The organism is Bacillus sp. AFS040349 (assembly GCF_002577655.1).
Classification (GTDB): domain Bacteria; phylum Bacillota; class Bacilli; order Bacillales; family Bacillaceae; genus Metabacillus.
The window spans coordinates 38,614-56,131 of sequence record NZ_NUMC01000029.1 but is presented as its reverse complement, the minus strand read 5'-3'; the positions used below and the strand labels follow the sequence as shown (position 1 = coordinate 56,131).

Here is a 17,518-nt window from a genome sequence, read left to right as displayed (position 1 = left end):
AGAAGGATTTTATTTTTATTTTGTGGAATTATCAAAGTAAGAATAATCTGAACTGCAGAGGAGGGAATTGTATGGTGGCCCCTGTATCTGTCCATGAAAAGAAAGACTTCATCAGGTGGTTTTTAAACCATTATCAACTAAAGAGAAGAGAATGTGTGTGGATCTTAAATTATTTAATGAGTCATGACACTCTAATGGAAAAAGTACATTTTGTTGAGCAAGCTCAATATTGTCCAAGAGGAATTATTATGTCAACTCACTGTGTTGAAGAAGTGCCATTTCGCTTTTACAAAGAGAATGTCATGACAACTGATGCAGAAAAATCGTTTCATGATATTCGATTAAATAAAGAGGAAGAGCTTTTTATTCAACTAAATTTCAGATCTTCTTACCAATCACCACAATATGCAGCAGTTCTTGAGTCAAATCCTTATATGCCTGAGCATTTAAATGAAAATGAAAAAGACCGGGAAATTGCAGAGAAAGTTCTTGAACATTCTATCCAGAGCTTTCAAAAAGAAAAACTTCTAAAATTAATTGATGAGGCATTGGATCGACAAGACAAAGAGAGCTTTCAAAAGTTAACTTATCAATTAAATCAATTAAACAGTAAGTAGCTATACAAATACACGCCCTCTATAAGAGGGTTTTTTTATTGAACTTATTCAGTATTTAACAATTTATTATATAAGCATTATAATATGTACATAGTAAAAAATTATTGCAGGGAGTTGAATGAATTGAAGTGGAATTCAAGTGATGTAGATTTATATAATCAATCAAAAGAGTACATTGATACGGCCATTATCCCATTAATATCAGTTTCGGTAGATTCAGATTTTAAACACACGGTATCTAAAGGAGAATTTATTAGTCTTGTTAGTACTGAATTAGAAAGACAATTGAAAGGCAGAGTGTTTCTCTTTCCTAGTTTTTCATATCTGCAAAACTCATCTACTGTTGTTGAAGATTTATCGAAGTGGGGAGAGGAGTTACAAAAGGAATTTAAACATGTAATTTTCCTAACTAGCGATGAAAAATTAAAAGATAAAGGAGGGGATGATCAAAATGGACAACTTATTTGGCTCCCTTCTATGCCGTTGGAACACATGGATGATCAGTTAAAAAGGAAGCTCTTACAAGACCAAATCGAACAAATTTTGAACATTTTATTACAATCTTGGAATAAATCATAAAAACCTTTTCATTTCCAGGATTAGAAATCAGGATTTTATTGACCTCATGAGAAGATTGATATATCATGAGTATGTCCTAGTTTTATATGTTATTTCCGTATGTCCGTACGTACCGGACAGAGCTTAAGATAGAGGGGGGAAAATGATGAGCGAGAAAAAACATCGAGTTTCTAGACGTCAATTCTTAAACTACACGCTTACTGGTGTAGGCGGTTTCATGGCTGCAGGTATGCTTATGCCAATGGTTCGCTTCGCACTTGACCCTGTGCTCCGACCAGCAGAGGAAACAGACCTAGTTCAAGTTGTAAAGGTTGACGAAATAACGGAAGAACCTCAACGCTTTGACTTTAAAATCAAACAAAAAGATGCTTGGTACGAATCAGAAGAAACAAAATCAGCTTGGGTTTTTAAAGAAGGTGACAAAATTACGGCTTTATCACCAATCTGTAAGCATTTAGGCTGTACTGTCGGTTGGAACAATGATCCTTCAAATCCGAACAAATTTTTCTGTCCGTGTCACTACGGGCTATATGAAAAAGACGGCACAAATGTTCCAGGAACACCGCCTCTTGCACCACTTGATGTCTACGTACATGAAGTAAAAGACGGCTATTTATTCTTAGGTAAAGCAAAACCACGAGGGGAGGCGTAATCAATTGCTTAACAAAATTTATGATTGGGTTGACGAACGTTTAGATATTACGCCTATGTGGCGCGATATTGCTGACCATGAAGTTCCTGAACACGTAAACCCTGCACACCATTTTTCTGCCTTTGTATATTGCTTCGGCGGATTAACATTCTTTGTTACAGTTATCCAAGTTTTATCTGGTATGTTTCTAACAATGTACTATGTTCCGGATATTAAAAATGCTTGGGAATCTGTATTCTACTTACAAAACGAAGTGGCATTCGGACAAATTGTACGTGGTATGCATCACTGGGGAGCTAGTCTTGTTATCGTTATGATGTTCCTACATACACTACGTGTCTTTTTCCAAGGTGCTTATAAAAAACCACGTGAATTAAACTGGGTAGTAGGCGTACTTATTTTCTTTGTTATGCTTGGTCTTGGTTTAACAGGTTATTTATTACCTTGGGATATGAAAGCTCTATTTGCAACAAAAGTTACACTGCAAATTGCAGAATCAGTACCACTTATCGGACCAACGGTTAAGACATTGCTTTCTGGACATCCGGAAATTGTAGGTGCTCAAACACTTACTCGTTTCTTTGCAATCCATGTCTTTTTCTTACCGGCTGCTCTATTTGGTTTAATGGCAGCACACTTTGTGATGATACGTAAACAAGGTATTTCTGGTCCTCTATAAGATTTACTGATTAAAATCTTATTGTAATGTTAACGGGAAACCACCTTAGTAAGGAGGGGAAATCATGCATCGCGGAAAAGGTATGAAATTTGTCGGTGACTCTCGTATTTCAGCTGAGAGAAAACCAAACATTCCGAAGGATTATTCTGAATATCCTGGGAAAACAGAGGCATTCTGGCCAAACTTCCTTCTTAAGGAGTGGTTAGTAGGTGCTGTTTTCTTAATCGGTTTTTTATGTTTAACAGTAGCGCATCCATCACCACTTGAGCGTGTTGCAGATCCTACTGATTCAGGTTATATTCCATTACCAGACTGGTACTTCTTATTCTTATACCAATTATTAAAATACTCTTTTGCATCTGGTCCATACACAGTTATTGGAGCAATTGTTATTCCAGGACTTGCTTTTGGTGGATTAATGCTTGCACCATTTTTAGATCGTGGTCCTGAGCGTCGTCCTGCAAAGCGTCCTGTTGCAGTTGGTATGATGATTCTTGGTATTGCAGCAACGTTTTTCCTTACTTGGGAATCTGTTGTTACACATGACTGGGAAGCAGCAGCTGAACAAGGGAAAATTAAGGCTGAAGCAGAAATTGATAAAGAATCTGAAGGATATGCTATTTACCAGGAGCAAGGCTGTATTTCATGTCATGGTGATAATCTAGAAGGTGGAGCTGCAGGTAAAGCTCTTGTCGATAACGGATTAGAACCGGATGCTATAGCTGATATTGCTAAAAATGGTCAAGGTAGCATGCCTGCTGGAGTCTTTAAAGGTACTGACGAAGAATTAAAAGTACTATCAGAATTTATTTCTGGTGTTACATCTAAGTAAAAAGCTGACTTATGTCAGCTTTTTTTGTTGAGAGCTTTATTGTGTTATATTATTAAAAAAACGATCTATACTAGCTATCGAAATCTAATAAGTCTGGTGTGTGAAAAATGAAATGGTTTCAATATTTATTAGGTCAAAAGCCGATTATTTTCATAATGGTACTTATTAATTTTTTTGGGACAGTTTATGGATACTATTGGTATAGGTATCAATTAGCTGATACTCCTGCCCATTTCTACATATTCGTTCCGGATAGTCCAACAGCAAGCCTGTTCTTTTTAATCGTTGTGGCAGCTTTTTTAATGAAGAAAAATTTACCCTTGATTGAAGCCCTGGCTATTGTAACATTATTTAAATATGGTATTTGGGCTGTTATTATGAACCTTCTTGTTCTGTTAGTAAATGGCTCACTTCCATGGGAAGGATATATGTTAATTGCTTCTCACTTTGGTATGGCAATTCAAGGTTTACTTTATGCTCCATACTATCGCTTTAAAGCTTGGCACTTAATTGTTGCCGCAATATGGACCTTACATAATGATGTAATTGACTATGTGTTTGAGATGATGCCACGTTACAGCATGTTAATGGATTATATGAATCAAATTGGTTATATGACATTTTGGCTAAGTTTAATTTCCATTTTCCTAGGCTATTATTTTGTTATCAGAAAATCTTCTGGAAAACTTCAATTGTAAAGCTTAGCATTTATTTGCTAGGCTTTTTTGTTACTAATAGAGTAGAATTTTGAATAGTAAGTTACGTTAGGTTGTTATAGTGTTTGAGTTATATCTAATTATTTTCTAAATTACGTTAAATAGAAAAAATATGGTCTATCCTTGTCCACACTGTCATACGATTTTTAATAGAAGTTCTAGGGGGGACAAGGATGAAGAAATTATTACTCACTATTATAATTGGTATGTTGCTGTTTCATATAAAACCAGTATTTGCAGCCGAAACATATGATTGGAAGTCTTTAAATAAAATTTCCGATACGGCCCTACAACTAGCTAAGCAAGAGCGCTTTGAAGAGTCTGCCCAATTACTTAATTACTTTACAGTTAAATTCGAAGAAATACCTATTGATCGAAATGTTATGTCTTTAGACCATTACCGTACCATAACTAATACACAAAAAACTGCTCAAGATCTATTGTTAAACGAAAAAGTAAGTACAATTGAGAAAGTCAGATCATTAACCAAATTTCGTTTAGTAGTTGATGCAATGGTTTCTGAGCATCAGCCATTATGGGGTTCAATGGAAACATCAATCATGGAAACATTCTCACAAATGAAAAGTGATGTTGAACAAGGTGATAAGGAGTCATTTCAACATGATTTTAACGAATTCTTATCTCTTTATGAGGTAATTTATCCAAGCATCCAAGTTGACCTAGACTTTCAACGAATTAAGCGTATGGATGCCCATATATCGGTAGTTGAGGATCGGTTATTTCATGAAATACCAGTTACGAGTAGAGTGAAGCAACTTACTGTAATGGAGGAAGAGTTAAAAGCTATTTTTGATAGAGTGAAAGAAGATGAAGCAGATCCCTCTTTACTTTGGGTTATGATATCAACAGGAAGTGTCATTTTATTAGCTCTATCATATTCTGGCTGGAAAAAGTACCGAGGAGAGAAAGAGAAGCAGCCAAAACGTGAAAAAGAAAAGCAATAAAAATGGAAGAGCGTAGAAATTTTCACGCTCTTCTTGTCCATTAAATCTAGCTTTATCTTGAAATCGGCTTTTTATTTTCATCTAATGTAAATCCTTCTCCTAAAACATCATGAACATCACTTACGGCCACAAAGGCATGAGGATCAACGGAAGTAATAACATTTTTTAAGCGGACAATTTCATTTTTGCCTACAACACAATAAAGAACATTTCGATCTTGCTTTGAGAAAGAACCTTGTCCTTTCAATATTGTTACCCCACGATCCATTTCCTTCATAATTCTAGAAGAAATTTCGTCAGGGTAATTTGAGATAATTGTAGCTCCTTTTGCAGCATATGCTCCTTCTTGCATAAAATCGATCACACGTGCACCTACAAATACAGCCACAAGTGTGTACATTGCTTCTTTATAGGAAAGATAAGCAATCCAGGAAATAGTTATTACACAAAGGTCAAATAAAAACATCGTCTTCCCCATACTCCAACCTATATAACGATGAGCTAATCTGGCAATGATATCCACTCCACCTGTTGTTCCTCCATACCGAAATATCGTACCTAAACCAATACCTAGGGAAACTCCAGCAAATAGGGCCGCAAGAGTTAGATCGTCATTTAATGGCATATTAATTTGAAAGCGTTGAAAAATCCATAAAAAAACGGACAAACTGACTGTTCCGATAACCGTATAGATGAAGGATGTTTTACCCAATACACGCCAGCCTATAAAAAATAATGGTATATTTAGAATTAAGTTAGAAATGGATGGATCAAAATTGAATAGAAAATAAAGCAAAAGTGTAATACCTGTAAATCCACCTTCTGCTAAATTATTTTGAATATTAAAATGAACAAGACCAAATCCAAAAATACCCGAGCCAATTAGAATAAAAATAATGTTTTTTAATCTTAAATCCTGAAACATACTCCACCCCTACAATTCATTCTTAGCGTTAATATTATAATTGATAGAATGTCAAGGTGCAAATTTTGATAAAAACGTGACGAAATAATTGTAAATTTATTTGGTATTAGCTAACATTGAATTGTAAAGATGAGGTGAATAAAATGGAACATAAAACAATGAAGGACCTTCAAAAGGATGTTGACGATTATATCGGTCAATTTAAAGAAGGATATTTTTCACCATTAGCCATGATGGCTCGGATTACAGAAGAAGTAGGTGAACTTGCTAGGGAAATTAACCATACATATGGCGAAAAACCGAAAAAGACAACTGAAGAAGAGAAAAAGATCGAAGAAGAAGTCGGAGATGTTTTATTTGTTCTTATTTGTTTAGCAAATTCATTAAACATAGATTTGGAAGAAGCTCATGATATGGTGATGAATAAATTCAATACTAGAGATAAAGATCGATGGACGAGAAAAGAAAAATAAAGGAGTTTTAAAAATGTCAGAAGTGAAAATTGTTATTGCTGGTGCTCGTGGAAGAATGGGAAGCGAGGCTGTAAAGCTTGTTGAAGAAACCGAACATTTCCAGCTAGTGGGTGTAATAGACCATAAATATGAAGGTATGAGACTTAATGAGCTTGAAGGTTTCACTGCTGATGTACCAATCTATACAGACATTGATAAATGCTTTTTTGAGACAAACCCCGATGTACTCATTGATTTGACAACACCTGAGATTGGGAAAGTACATACAAAAAAAGCATTACAGAATGGTGTTAGACCAGTAGTAGGTACAACTGGTTTTTCTGAAAAGGATCTAAATGAACTGCAACAATTAACAGAAGAAAAAGGAATAGGTGCAATTATTGCTCCGAATTTTGCAATTGGTGCTATTTTAATGATGAAATTTTCACAGATTGCTGCGAAATATTTTCAAGATGTCGAGATTATTGAACAACATCATGATCAAAAATTAGACGCTCCATCTGGTACAGGAATCAAAACAGCAGAAATGATTTCAGCTGTACGTGAAGAAAAGCAACAAGGACATCCGGATGAAAAAGAAATTATTGAAGGAGCACGAGGAGCTAATTTAAATGGAATTCGTCTACATAGCGTTCGACTTCCAGGATTAATTGCCCATCAGGAGGTTCTATTTGGAGGAGATGGACAGACGTTAAAAATTCGTCATGACTCATATAATCGTGCTTCATTTATGTCTGGTGTGAAATTAGCAGTTGAAAACGTGATGAAAATCGATTTGCTAGTGTATGGACTTGAAAATATTATTGAGTAAAAGGGGAAATATAAATGAAAATTGCGCTAATTGCTCACGATAAAAAGAAAACAGATCTTGTACAATTTGTTATGGCATATCAACCGATTTTTAAAGAACATGAATTGTTTGCAACAGGTACTACAGGTCTCCGCATTCAGGAGGCTACAGGTTTATCTATTCACCGCTTTCAGTCAGGCCCACTTGGAGGAGATCAGGAAATTGGTGCATTAATTGCAAAAAATGAAATGGACATGGTTATTTTCTTTCGAGATCCTTTAACTGCACAACCTCATGAACCGGACATCACAGCACTTATTCGTCTTTGTGATGTATATTCCATTCCACTAGCTACCAATATGGGGACAGCTGAAATATTAGTTCGGGGTTTAGATCGTGGGGATTTTCAATGGCGTAATGTTATTCATGATAAAAAGTAATTCAAATAACCAGAATGATTTGAAAAATAATCATTCCTTTAGATATGAATAGGGAGAAGAAAATGAGTAATAGATTAGATATTCTTGCAATTGGTGCTCATCCTGATGATGTTGAGATAGGTATGGGTGGTACAATTGCTAAGTATGCCAAAGCTGGCTTGAAAATTGGAATTTGTGATTTGACCAAAGCGGAATTATCTTCCAATGGAACTGTAGCCATTCGCCAAGAAGAAGCAAAAAGAGCTGGAGATATTATTGGACTATCAGAGAGAATTCAGTTGTCACTTCCTGATAGAGGTTTATATATGCTGGATTCTTCTATTAAAGAGATTGTAACGATTATTAGAAAATATGAGCCAAAAGTCGTTTTTGCCCCATATTTTGATGATCGTCACCCGGACCATGGACATTGCTCTAGGCTAGTTGAAGAGGCGGTTTTTTCAGCAGGAATTAAAAATTATCAAGATCTTCTAGGACAGTCGTCTCATCGAGTAAAGAATCTCTATTTTTATATGATCAATGGATTTCATAAACCCGATTTCGTTATTAACATATCAGAAACAATTGAACAAAAAATAGAAAGCTTAAAAGCATATTCCAGTCAGTTTGAAAAAGTTCAAGGTTCAACAGAAACACCCCTTACTAATGGCTATATAGAAGCTGTTGAAAGTAGAGAAAGATTATATGGAAAAGAGGTTGGTGTAATGTATGCAGAAGGATTTATAACGAAAAAACCAATCTTACTTTCAAAGGATTTAATAGGTGATAACGAATGAAACAAAAATTAAAAATAGGAATTACTTGTTACCCTTCTGTTGGAGGCTCTGGAGTTGTTGCTACCGAGCTTGGAAAGCTCTTAGCTGAAAAAGGTCATGAAATTCACTTTATCACCTCAAGCTTACCATTTCGGTTAAATAAGGTGTATTGCAATATCACATTTCACGAGGTGGAAGTAAATCAATATTCGGTATTTAAATACCCACCATACGACTTAGCGTTGGCAAGTAAAATGGCTGAGGTTGCAAACCGAGAAGATCTTGATATATTACATGTGCATTATGCAATACCACATGCAATCTGTGCATACTTAGCTAAGCAAATGGTTAACAAAGATTTGAAAATAGTTACTACACTTCATGGTACTGATATTACTGTTTTAGGCTATGATCAATCGCTTGCAGATATGATTCGCTTTGGAATTGAGTCATCAGACCGAGTGACAGCTGTATCTAATGCACTCGTTCAACAAACCTATGAACTACTTCAACCTAAGAAAGAAATAGAAACAGTTTACAACTTTATCGATGATCGTGTTTATTATAAGAAGGATGCCTCTTATCTAAAGGAAGAGTATGGGATCCTCGAGGAAGAGAAAGTAATTATTCATGTTTCAAACTTCAGAAAAGTGAAGCGTGTTCAAGATGTGATTTATTCTTTCCAGAAAATCCAAAGAAAAGTAAAAGCAAAGCTTCTTCTAGTTGGTGATGGCCCAGAAATGTCTTTTGTAAATAAGCTAGTTAAAGAATTAGGGTTATCTGAAAAAGTTCTTTTCTTGGGAAAACAAGATAGCTTGGAAGACTTATATTCAATTAGTGATCTTATCTTATTACTTTCAGAAAAGGAAAGTTTTGGTTTGGTTTTACTTGAAGCAATGGCATGTGGTGTTCCTAGTATTGGAACAAATGCAGGAGGAATTCCTGAAGTCATTAAAGAAGGTGAAACAGGATACATCTGTGAAGTAGGTGACATTGATACGGTTGCTTTTCACGCTATACATCTTTTATCAAATAGTGAATTACATAAGTCTATGTCAGAAAACGCAAAAAATAGTGCGACACAATTATTTCATTCAGATAAGGTTGTAACGCAATACGAATCAATTTACTATGAACTATTAAATGAAGGTGTAAAAAGTGGAGACCCCATTTTATGAAGCAAAACCCATATTAGAAAATTTACATAACTCAGACTTTGAGGCATTTTATGTTGGTGGAGCTGTACGTGATTACTTGCTAAAAAGAGAAATTGGAGATATTGACATTGCAACCTCAGCTAAGCCTGATGAAATTAAACAAATTTTCTCTAAAACGGTCGATGTTGGAGCAGAACATGGAACGATTATCGTGCTACATAATAATAAATCATTCGAAGTTACAACTTATAGAGCTGAAACAGGCTATGATGATTTTCGTAGGCCAAAATCTGTTTCATTTATATCTTCATTAAAAGAAGATTTAAGACGCAGGGATTTTACCATTAATGCGATGGCGATGGATATTGAGGGCACTATTTATGACTATTTTGATGGAAGAAAGCACTTAAAAGAAAAAGTAATAAAGACCGTTGATTCTCCGTCAGAAAGATTTTCTGAGGACGCACTTCGAATGCTTAGAGCGGTTCGTTTTGTTAGTCAATTAGGATTTACTTTATGTCAAGAGACAAAAGCAGCCTTAAAAGAGCTTGTTTATCTGTTAGATGCAATTTCAGTAGAAAGAAAAACAGTAGAAATTGAAAAGCTTTTTCAAGGTGCTCATTATAAAGCTGCCATACAGACACTAATTGATTGTCAGATGAATAACTATTTGCCTGGTATGACTGAAAAAGAGCAGCAGTTAAAAATTTTAGCATCTTTTCAGTTAGACTTTCTTTCAACAAGAGAAGACTTATGGACAATGATTACATATAAGGTCGAACCTCCCTCAGTAGAGAAATACTTAAGAAAATGGAAACTTCCGGTTAAGCTGATTAAAATAGTTGAAAAAAATATAAAATTTCTAATATTACTTCAACAAGAGAAATCATGGACAAGCTTGTTATTGTATGAAGCTGGATCTGACTGTGCACTCTCTGTTGAACGTATTCGCTCTATTATAGATGACCCGAATATGTTAAACGAGAATATTAATGCTGTGAAAGACTCACTCCATAGGCTGCCTATTCAAAATAAGAATCAATTAGATATTACAGGACATGAATTAATTAAAATCATGAAAAAGAAACCAGGTCCTTGGGTAGCAAAACTTATTTCAGAAATAGAAAGAGAAATTATACTAGATAATTTAGAAAATGAAAGGTCAGCAATAAAGGAGTGGGTATTAAAATGCAATCAGAACTTCGAACAAAATTACTAGAAGCTTTTTCAAATGCAGAGGGAGAATTCGTATCTGGACAAAAAATAAGTGAATATATTGGCTGCTCAAGAACGGCTGTTTGGAAACATATAGAAGAGTTAAGAAAAGATGGATATGAGTTAGAAGCTGTAAGGCGCTTGGGATATCGCATCACGAAAAAACCAAACAAAATAAGTAGCAATGAAATTCAAATTGGATTAAAGACAAAAACATTAGGGCGTCACGTCCATTTTGAAGAAACTGTTACATCAACACAGAAGATTGCTCAAACATTGGCAGGTAATGGAGCTCCGGAAGGGACTATTGTTGTTGCTGACCAACAAACAAATGGAAGAGGCCGTATGGCAAGAGAATGGTACTCTCCAAGTGGTACAGGTATTTGGATGAGTTTGATTATTAGACCAAACATTCCTATTCATTCTACTCCGCAATTAACTCTCTTAACAGCTGTAGCTATCGTTCAAGCAATTGAAGAACTAACTCCGGTTAAGCCGGATATTAAATGGCCTAATGATATATTAATTAACGGGAAAAAAGTTGTGGGGATATTAACTGAACTGCAGGCGGAGGCAGATCAAGTTCACTCCGTAATTATTGGAACGGGTATTAATGTGAATCAAAAGGTTGAAGACTTTCCTGAGGAACTACAGCAGATTGCCACATCAATAGGAATTGAAACAGGAAAGCATTGGGAAAGAGCTCTATTTATTCAAACGATATTATTGAAATTTGAAGGGTTATATTCGTTATACCTTTCGCAGGGCTTTCATCCAATTAAGCTGTTATGGGAGGGCTATGCCATTAGTTTGAATAAAAAAATGGTGGCAAGGACTCTTAATGGGTCAGTAGAAGGGAAGGCAATTGGTATTGATCATAACGGTGTTCTACTAATTGAGACTAGTGATGGAAGTATTAAAGAAATTTATTCAGCTGATATTGAGTTGAAATAGACAGCTTAACCTGTGTGATTTGCTATGATAGATAACGATAGTAATTAGTAAAATTTTCTGCTATACTTTTTTTGGGTAGTATCTTATGAACTACACCTTGTGATAAAGAATAGTTTGTTGAAGACCTTTATTAATGTAAATAGTAATAATAAGGTCAAATAAAATTTTGAAAATTATCTGCCTTGATCCAAGAAGGACTAGGACAGAGGGATGAAACCGAACGAATAGTCTACAATCCTTCTATCTTTGTCGATATGAAGGATTTTTTATGTTTAATGATTGAGGTAAAACAAACCTATAACAATCATGATAAATTTAAAATCGGATATTTCATTCTCTCTCCTACCAATGCTTTCTCATTACGAACTACCCATTTATCATAAGTAATCCAATGTTGTCTTTATACAAGAATGGATTTACATGCTAAATCTGGAGGGGAAATTATGAAAACAAGACAAGATTTTATGAAAATGAAAGAAAAAAATGAACCAATCTCAATGCTGACGGCTTACGATTTTCCAAGTGCAAAACAAGCTGAAATCGCCGGAGTTGATATGATTCTTGTTGGAGATTCATTAGGAATGGTTGTGTTAGGGTATGACTCCACAATACCTGTTACTGTTAACGATATGATTCATCATACGAAAGCAGTAAAAAGAGGAGCAAAAGATACATTTGTTGTAACAGATATGCCGTTTATGTCTTATCACCTTTCAAAGGATGAATCTTTAAAAAACGCTGCAAGAATTATGCAGGAAGGTGGAGCAGATGCTGTAAAGGTAGAGGGTGCAGATGGTGTTACTCCTATAATTGAAGCGCTTACTTTTGGTGGAATACCAGTTGTTGCTCATCTTGGGTTAACACCTCAGTCAGTTAATGTCCTAGGGGGATACAAAGTTCAAGGAAAAGATGCAGAGGCAGCTCGAAAGCTAATTGAAGATGCTAAAAAATGTCAAGCTGCAGGGGCAATAGCTCTAGTTTTAGAATGTGTTCCACAGCAGTTAGCGCTTGAGATAACAAGATTACTTTCAATCCCAACAATTGGTATTGGTGCAGGGCGTCAAACGGACGGTCAAGTGTTAGTATATCATGATCTAGTAGGGTACGGTTCAGGTTATGTTCCGAAATTTGTAAAACAATATGCCTCTATAGCTGAAACAACGATATCTGCAATTTCACAATATGTTGCAGAGGTGAAAAGCAGAAGCTTTCCGGAGGAGAAACACTCCTTTAACATGAAGGAGGAAGAGCTACACAGCTTATATGGAGGAATAAAGAAATGAACATTGTCAGTACAATCCAGGAATTAAGAAATGAAATACGTTTATTTAAACAAGAAAATCTAACAATCGGTTTTGTACCAACAATGGGTTATTTACACGAAGGTCACTTAAAGCTTTTAGAAGAAGCAAGAAAAGAGAACGATATTGTCGTGTTAAGCATATTTGTTAATCCTCTACAATTTGGACCAAATGAAGATTTTGATTCGTACCCAAGAAATGCCGAAAGAGACCAGGAACTAGCAGAGCAGGCAGGTGTTGATCTTATCTTTACTCCACCTGTAAAAGAGATGTATCCTGATGAAACTGCTTATACGGTCATTGTTAAAAAGAGGATAGATGTATTATGTGGAAGATCAAGAACAGGACATTTTGATGGAGTTGCAACAGTTTTAACGAAATTATTTAACATGGTTCAACCTGACAGAGCTTATTTTGGCATGAAGGATGCCCAACAAGTAGCGGTTATAGACGGGTTGATAAGTGAGTTTAACTTTCCAATTGATTTAGTAGCTGTTCCGACAATTAGGGAAGAAGACGGATTAGCAAAAAGCTCACGTAATGTTAACTTAAATGATCGTGAAAGAAATGAAGCAACAGCTTTATATAAAAGCTTATGTGAAGCAAAGGAATTGATCTTAAATGGAGAACGAAGTAAACAAAAAGTAATTGAACTTGTTACTTCCATTATTTCAGCTAATACATCAGGAAAGATTGATTATATTGAAATCCTTAATTATCCAAAGCTAGAGGAAATTGAGGTACTTCATGGAAATATTATCATTGCTGTCGCTGTGAAGTTTACAAATGCAAGACTAATTGATAATATAACGATTGAAGTTTAATTGCTAAAATGAATAGCTCAGTTAGAGTGTGAAAATAGAGAGATAAATATATGAAATGAGGGAGAGCCAAATGTTTCGTACAATGTTAAATGCTAAAATACATCGTGCTCGTGTAACAGAGGCTAATTTAAATTACGTAGGTAGTATAACAATAGACGAAGACATTATCGATGCTGTCGGTATGGTTGCAAACGAAAAAGTGCAAATCGTTAATAATAACAACGGTGCACGATTTGAGACATATATCATTCCAGGTAAAAGAGGCAGTGGAGTTGTTTGTTTAAATGGTGCTGCTGCAAGGCTTGTTCAAGAAGGAGACATAGTTATTATTCTTACTTATACAATGGTACAAGAAGAGAAACTATCTACTCATCAACCGAAGATTGCTATTATGGATGAAAATAATAAAATTGTAGAAATTTTAGGTCAAGAACCAGCTGCAACAATTCTATAACAAAACAAAAAAGACCTGACTCAAAATGACTTTCAATATTTTTAACTTTTTCCATGAGAGAAGTCATTATATGAGTAGGTCTTTTTTATTTTATTGAAATACCCAAAAAAATGAATGTTATTAGCCTAGTATATTGTAAAGTTATTTAAAACTCGCACGTATTGGGGTAAACTAATAGTCAGCAAAGAGTATGAATAAGACGGTTTTACGTTTTTGAAATAAATTGAGGTGTTTTTTATGAAAGAACAACGTTATGTTGTGATCGATATAGAAACAACTGGTAATTCACCTAAAAAAGGGGACAAAATCATTCAAGTTGCTGCTGTAACAATTGAGAATGGCAAAATTGTTGATCGTTATATGAGCTTTGTTAATCCTATGCAAGAAATCCCACCTTTTATTGAACAACTAACAGGAATTTCAAATAATATGGTGGAAGGTGCTCCTACATTTGGTGAAATTGCCGAAGAACTACATAACATGTTATCTGATGCCTTTTTTGTCGCCCATAATGTCTATTTCGATTTGTCTTTTTTACAAGAAGAGTTTAAAAGTTATGGTTATTATTTTTCAGGGCCAGTTCTTGACACAGTGGAATTAACGAGAATGGCTTTTCCTACTGAAAAAAGCTATAAATTATCTGATCTAAGTGATGAATTTAATATGCTGCATGTTAATCCTCATCGAGCTGATAGTGATGCTGAAGCAACAGCATTATTATTATTACATATTTTTAAAAAGTTAAATGACTTGCCAACTATTACCATACAGCAGCTAATAAAACTGGCAGGCTCTTTTATAAGCGATGTAGAGGAAATACTTGAAGATTTTCTATCAAAGAAACTTCTAACGTTAAAAGAACAAGTAAATCCCAATGTAGAAATTGTTCGAACAATTGCGATCAAACAGCAAAATGACACTATGGAGCTGGGAGAAAAAAGGGTTGAATTAGAACATGATAACATTTTAAATATCTTTACTAAAGAACGGGAAAGCATCTCAAAAGTATTACCAACCTATCGTGTACGATCTGGGCAGCTTAAAATGATGAGTGAAGTATTGGACGCATTAACAACGCATCAACATAGTATCATTGAAGCTGGTACTGGAAGTGGAAAAACAATTGGATACCTTGTACCTGCTTTAATACACTCAATAAAAGAGAAAAGACCGTTAATTGTCAGCACACATACAAATCATTTACAAACGCAAATACTTGAAAAAGAAATTCCTTTTTTACTGAAGGTTTTACCGTTTCCTTTTACAGCAACGATATTAAAGGGGCAGCGCCATTATTTATGTTTGCAAAAGTTTGAACAATCACTAAAAGACTTAGATGATAATTATGACTTTATATTGACGAAGGCCCAAATATTAATTTGGTTAACACAAACAGAAACTGGTGATGTGGACGAGTTAAACCTTCCATCTGGTGGAAGAACATTATGGGAGAACCTACATGTAGACAATTCATCCTTCCATAATAACCCGTTCTCTTCGAAATGTTTCTATCAAACAGCAAGGGCAAAAGCATCAGAAGCGAATGTTATCATAACGAATCATGCAATGCTGCTATCTGATATTGAAAGAGAAGAAAAAATCTTGCCTGATTATCAGGAAGTTATAATTGATGAAGCACATCATTTTCAGCATGTAGCGACTGAACAACTTGGAATCAAATTACACTATTTAGAGCTTAACTACATGATGAATTCATTAGGATTTTTGAATACAAATGGTCTTTTAAAGAAATTTATTCAATGTCAGCAAAAGTTTCATCTTGAAAGCTCTGCTTTTTCACAAAAAATAGAGCAGAACCTAATGGAATTACAAGAAGAAACACAACAATTTTTTTCAGGTCTACACGCCTATGTTTTAAAAAGAAAAAAAGATTCATTATTAAATCGTACCTCTTACCGATTACAAACTGAAAAAGAAAACAATCGAACGTGGAACTCGATCCTAGAGTTAGCAAATAGAATTCAATTTATGATCCATGATCTTTTGAAGTTATTGGATAAAGAACTTGCAAAATTTAATGGGATCTCAACAAAAGAATTATCGATTACAGAGAAGCTAACAATTGAAAACGTAAGAAAAGTAATCGAAAAAATGAATGTGTATAAGAAAAATATTGAGTTTTTATTTTTTGGAGAATATGATTCGGTTGTTAAATGGATTGAAATTGAATCAAAAGGTGCTAAAAATGCGGTATATATTTACGCTCAGCCTGTACAAGTATCTGACTACTTAGCAGATAAGTTCTTTGCTAACGTACAAAGTGCAGTGCTTACTTCTGCCACTTTAACGGTAAAAAAATCATTCTCCTATTTCATTAATAATATTGGACTAACTGATTTTTTCCCGAAGCAGGTTGTACTAGAATCACCGTTTGACTATGAAAAACAAGTGAAATTGTTTGTTCCAACTGATATGCCGATTGTAAATGAGGTTTCTATAAAGGAATACTCAGAGGCGATTGCAGCACATATTGGAACTGTAGCTCAAATTTCCAATGGAAAAATGCTCGTTTTATTTACTTCTTATGAAATGTTGAGAAAAACGTATCAAATTGTAAAAGAAGATGTAACATTAGATGATTTTGCCATAATGGGGCAAGGAACAGGAAGTGGAAGTAGATCGAGACTAACGAAAAATTTCAAACAATTCGATAAGGCCATTTTGTTAGGGACAAGCAGCTTCTGGGAAGGAGTTGATTTCCCTGGAGAGGATCTAAAGGCTCTTATGATTGTTCGACTTCCATTTGCTTCACCGGATGACCCTGTTGTAGCTGCAACGAGTAAATATATGGAAGAGCAAGGTGCGAATGCTTTTTATGAATATTCACTGCCAGAGGCCATTCTAAGATTTAAACAGGGTTTAGGACGCTTAGTTAGACATGAAGATGATCGCGGTATTCTGTTTGTATTGGACAATCGTATTATTACATCAAGATATGGGAAAGATTTTTTAACATCAATTCCAACTATAGACATGGAGTCAAAACCAATGCATCATCTTACACATTCTATTGATAATTGGATCAACAACAAAAAGGGTGGCTGATTATACTAAATCAGCCACGAAGATTTGGTGTGAGCTAGGAGAAATTTATTTTCACGTTACTTAATGACACCTGTTATAATAAATCGTGGTTACAACAAGTAGATGTTGTTGTAATGTTATTGTA

19 protein-coding genes are annotated in these 17,518 nt (G+C 34.9%); 18 read left to right on the top strand and 1 reads right to left on the bottom strand.

Annotation, left to right across the window (positions count from 1 at the left end; all coding sequences use genetic code 11):
- Positions 1-71: 71 nt before the first annotated feature.
- The 7 genes from COD11_RS07495 (at position 72) to ypjB (ending at position 5,040) form a co-directional block, all read left to right on the top strand.
- Entirely contained in the window at positions 72-617 is a 546-nt protein-coding gene (locus tag COD11_RS07495; protein WP_098796139.1) for a ReoY family proteolytic degradation factor, read from the top strand.
- Positions 618-740: 123 nt separating this feature from the next.
- Positions 741-1,196: a YpiF family protein gene (locus COD11_RS07490; protein ID WP_098796138.1), complete on the top strand. Its 456-nt coding sequence runs from the start codon at positions 741-743 to the stop codon at positions 1,194-1,196.
- A 145-nt stretch (positions 1,197-1,341) separates the two neighbouring features.
- Positions 1,342-1,848, top strand: a complete 507-nt coding sequence (locus COD11_RS07485; protein ID WP_098796137.1) for a Rieske (2Fe-2S) protein — start codon at positions 1,342-1,344, stop codon at positions 1,846-1,848.
- Positions 1,849-1,852: 4 nt separating this feature from the next.
- On the top strand, positions 1,853-2,527 hold the full coding sequence (gene qcrB / locus COD11_RS07480; RefSeq protein WP_072579407.1) for a menaquinol-cytochrome c reductase cytochrome b subunit: 675 nt from the start codon (positions 1,853-1,855) through the stop codon (positions 2,525-2,527).
- Positions 2,528-2,591: 64 nt separating this feature from the next.
- The gene (locus tag COD11_RS07475) at positions 2,592-3,359 is read left to right on the top strand and encodes a menaquinol-cytochrome c reductase cytochrome b/c subunit (protein WP_098796136.1); all 768 of its coding nucleotides are present in this window, start codon (positions 2,592-2,594) and stop codon (positions 3,357-3,359) included.
- Between the two features lie 107 nt (positions 3,360-3,466).
- Positions 3,467-4,057 carry a lipoprotein heptaprenylglyceryl N-acetyltransferase LhaT gene (lhaT, locus tag COD11_RS07470; protein ID WP_098796135.1) on the top strand — a complete coding sequence of 197 codons (591 nt, stop codon included), beginning with the start codon at positions 3,467-3,469 and terminating at the stop codon, positions 4,055-4,057.
- Between the two features lie 191 nt (positions 4,058-4,248).
- The gene (gene ypjB, locus COD11_RS07465; RefSeq protein ID WP_098796134.1) at positions 4,249-5,040 is read left to right on the top strand and encodes a sporulation protein YpjB; all 792 of its coding nucleotides are present in this window, start codon (positions 4,249-4,251) and stop codon (positions 5,038-5,040) included.
- Between the two features lie 52 nt (positions 5,041-5,092).
- On the opposite strand, the gene COD11_RS07460 is transcribed toward ypjB, so the two are convergent.
- Positions 5,093-5,965 (bottom strand): YitT family protein, encoded by an 873-nt coding sequence (locus COD11_RS07460; protein ID WP_098796133.1) that lies wholly within the window; start codon positions 5,963-5,965, stop codon positions 5,093-5,095.
- A gap of 143 nt (positions 5,966-6,108) precedes the next feature.
- Here COD11_RS07460 and COD11_RS07455 point away from each other — a divergent pair, with 143 nt between their 5' ends.
- From COD11_RS07455 to dinG, 11 genes are all read left to right on the top strand, one after another.
- Positions 6,109-6,438: a nucleotide pyrophosphohydrolase gene (locus COD11_RS07455; RefSeq protein ID WP_098796132.1), complete on the top strand. Its 330-nt coding sequence runs from the start codon at positions 6,109-6,111 to the stop codon at positions 6,436-6,438.
- Between the two features lie 13 nt (positions 6,439-6,451).
- Positions 6,452-7,249 (top strand): 4-hydroxy-tetrahydrodipicolinate reductase, encoded by a 798-nt coding sequence (gene dapB, locus COD11_RS07450; protein WP_098796131.1) that lies wholly within the window; start codon positions 6,452-6,454, stop codon positions 7,247-7,249.
- Between the two features lie 14 nt (positions 7,250-7,263).
- The gene (mgsA, locus tag COD11_RS07445; RefSeq protein WP_098796130.1) at positions 7,264-7,668 is read left to right on the top strand and encodes a methylglyoxal synthase; all 405 of its coding nucleotides are present in this window, start codon (positions 7,264-7,266) and stop codon (positions 7,666-7,668) included.
- Positions 7,669-7,730: 62 nt separating this feature from the next.
- Positions 7,731-8,444 (top strand): bacillithiol biosynthesis deacetylase BshB1, encoded by a 714-nt coding sequence (gene bshB1 / locus COD11_RS07440; RefSeq protein WP_098796129.1) that lies wholly within the window; start codon positions 7,731-7,733, stop codon positions 8,442-8,444.
- Positions 8,441-9,601, top strand: coding sequence for an N-acetyl-alpha-D-glucosaminyl L-malate synthase BshA (gene bshA / locus COD11_RS07435; protein ID WP_098796128.1), 1,161 nt, complete (start codon positions 8,441-8,443; stop codon positions 9,599-9,601). Before bshB1 ends, bshA begins: the two co-directional genes overlap by 4 nt.
- On the top strand, positions 9,582-10,799 hold the full coding sequence (locus tag COD11_RS07430) for a CCA tRNA nucleotidyltransferase (protein ID WP_098796127.1): 1,218 nt from the start codon (positions 9,582-9,584) through the stop codon (positions 10,797-10,799). Before bshA ends, COD11_RS07430 begins: the two co-directional genes overlap by 20 nt.
- Positions 10,769-11,749 (top strand): biotin--[acetyl-CoA-carboxylase] ligase, encoded by a 981-nt coding sequence (locus COD11_RS07425; protein WP_098796126.1) that lies wholly within the window; start codon positions 10,769-10,771, stop codon positions 11,747-11,749. The genes COD11_RS07430 and COD11_RS07425 overlap by 31 nt, the downstream gene beginning before the upstream one ends.
- Before the next feature lie 443 nt (positions 11,750-12,192).
- Positions 12,193-13,032 (top strand): 3-methyl-2-oxobutanoate hydroxymethyltransferase, encoded by an 840-nt coding sequence (gene panB / locus COD11_RS07420; RefSeq protein ID WP_098796125.1) that lies wholly within the window; start codon positions 12,193-12,195, stop codon positions 13,030-13,032.
- Positions 13,029-13,874: a pantoate--beta-alanine ligase gene (gene panC, locus COD11_RS07415; protein ID WP_098796124.1), complete on the top strand. Its 846-nt coding sequence runs from the start codon at positions 13,029-13,031 to the stop codon at positions 13,872-13,874. Before panB ends, panC begins: the two co-directional genes overlap by 4 nt.
- Before the next feature lie 70 nt (positions 13,875-13,944).
- On the top strand, positions 13,945-14,328 hold the full coding sequence (panD, locus tag COD11_RS07410) for an aspartate 1-decarboxylase (RefSeq protein WP_098796123.1): 384 nt from the start codon (positions 13,945-13,947) through the stop codon (positions 14,326-14,328).
- A 237-nt stretch (positions 14,329-14,565) separates the two neighbouring features.
- Entirely contained in the window at positions 14,566-17,394 is a 2,829-nt protein-coding gene (dinG, locus tag COD11_RS07405; RefSeq protein ID WP_098796122.1) for an ATP-dependent DNA helicase DinG, read from the top strand.
- Positions 17,395-17,518: the final 124 nt, after the last annotated feature.

What these genes read in the sequence shown, in the direction of transcription:
- lhaT (WP_098796135.1), top strand. Translation starts at nt 3,467, where the DNA reads ATGAAATGGTTTCAATATTTATTAGGTCAAAAGCCGATTATTTTCATA.
- COD11_RS07425 (WP_098796126.1), top strand. Translation starts at nt 10,769, where the DNA reads ATGCAATCAGAACTTCGAACAAAATTACTAGAAGCTTTTTCAAATGCA.
- COD11_RS07485 (WP_098796137.1), top strand. Translation starts at nt 1,342, where the DNA reads ATGAGCGAGAAAAAACATCGAGTTTCTAGACGTCAATTCTTAAACTAC.
- panB (WP_098796125.1), top strand. Translation starts at nt 12,193, where the DNA reads ATGAAAACAAGACAAGATTTTATGAAAATGAAAGAAAAAAATGAACCA.
- COD11_RS07460 (WP_098796133.1), bottom strand. Translation starts at nt 5,965, where the DNA reads ATGTTTCAGGATTTAAGATTAAAAAACATTATTTTTATTCTAATTGGC.
- ypjB (WP_098796134.1), top strand. Translation starts at nt 4,249, where the DNA reads ATGAAGAAATTATTACTCACTATTATAATTGGTATGTTGCTGTTTCAT.
- COD11_RS07475 (WP_098796136.1), top strand. Translation starts at nt 2,592, where the DNA reads ATGCATCGCGGAAAAGGTATGAAATTTGTCGGTGACTCTCGTATTTCA.
- bshA (WP_098796128.1), top strand. Translation starts at nt 8,441, where the DNA reads ATGAAACAAAAATTAAAAATAGGAATTACTTGTTACCCTTCTGTTGGA.
- dapB (WP_098796131.1), top strand. Translation starts at nt 6,452, where the DNA reads ATGTCAGAAGTGAAAATTGTTATTGCTGGTGCTCGTGGAAGAATGGGA.
- mgsA (WP_098796130.1), top strand. Translation starts at nt 7,264, where the DNA reads ATGAAAATTGCGCTAATTGCTCACGATAAAAAGAAAACAGATCTTGTA.
- COD11_RS07455 (WP_098796132.1), top strand. Translation starts at nt 6,109, where the DNA reads ATGGAACATAAAACAATGAAGGACCTTCAAAAGGATGTTGACGATTAT.
- bshB1 (WP_098796129.1), top strand. Translation starts at nt 7,731, where the DNA reads ATGAGTAATAGATTAGATATTCTTGCAATTGGTGCTCATCCTGATGAT.
- dinG (WP_098796122.1), top strand. Translation starts at nt 14,566, where the DNA reads ATGAAAGAACAACGTTATGTTGTGATCGATATAGAAACAACTGGTAAT.
- COD11_RS07495 (WP_098796139.1), top strand. Translation starts at nt 72, where the DNA reads ATGGTGGCCCCTGTATCTGTCCATGAAAAGAAAGACTTCATCAGGTGG.
- panC (WP_098796124.1), top strand. Translation starts at nt 13,029, where the DNA reads ATGAACATTGTCAGTACAATCCAGGAATTAAGAAATGAAATACGTTTA.
- panD (WP_098796123.1), top strand. Translation starts at nt 13,945, where the DNA reads ATGTTTCGTACAATGTTAAATGCTAAAATACATCGTGCTCGTGTAACA.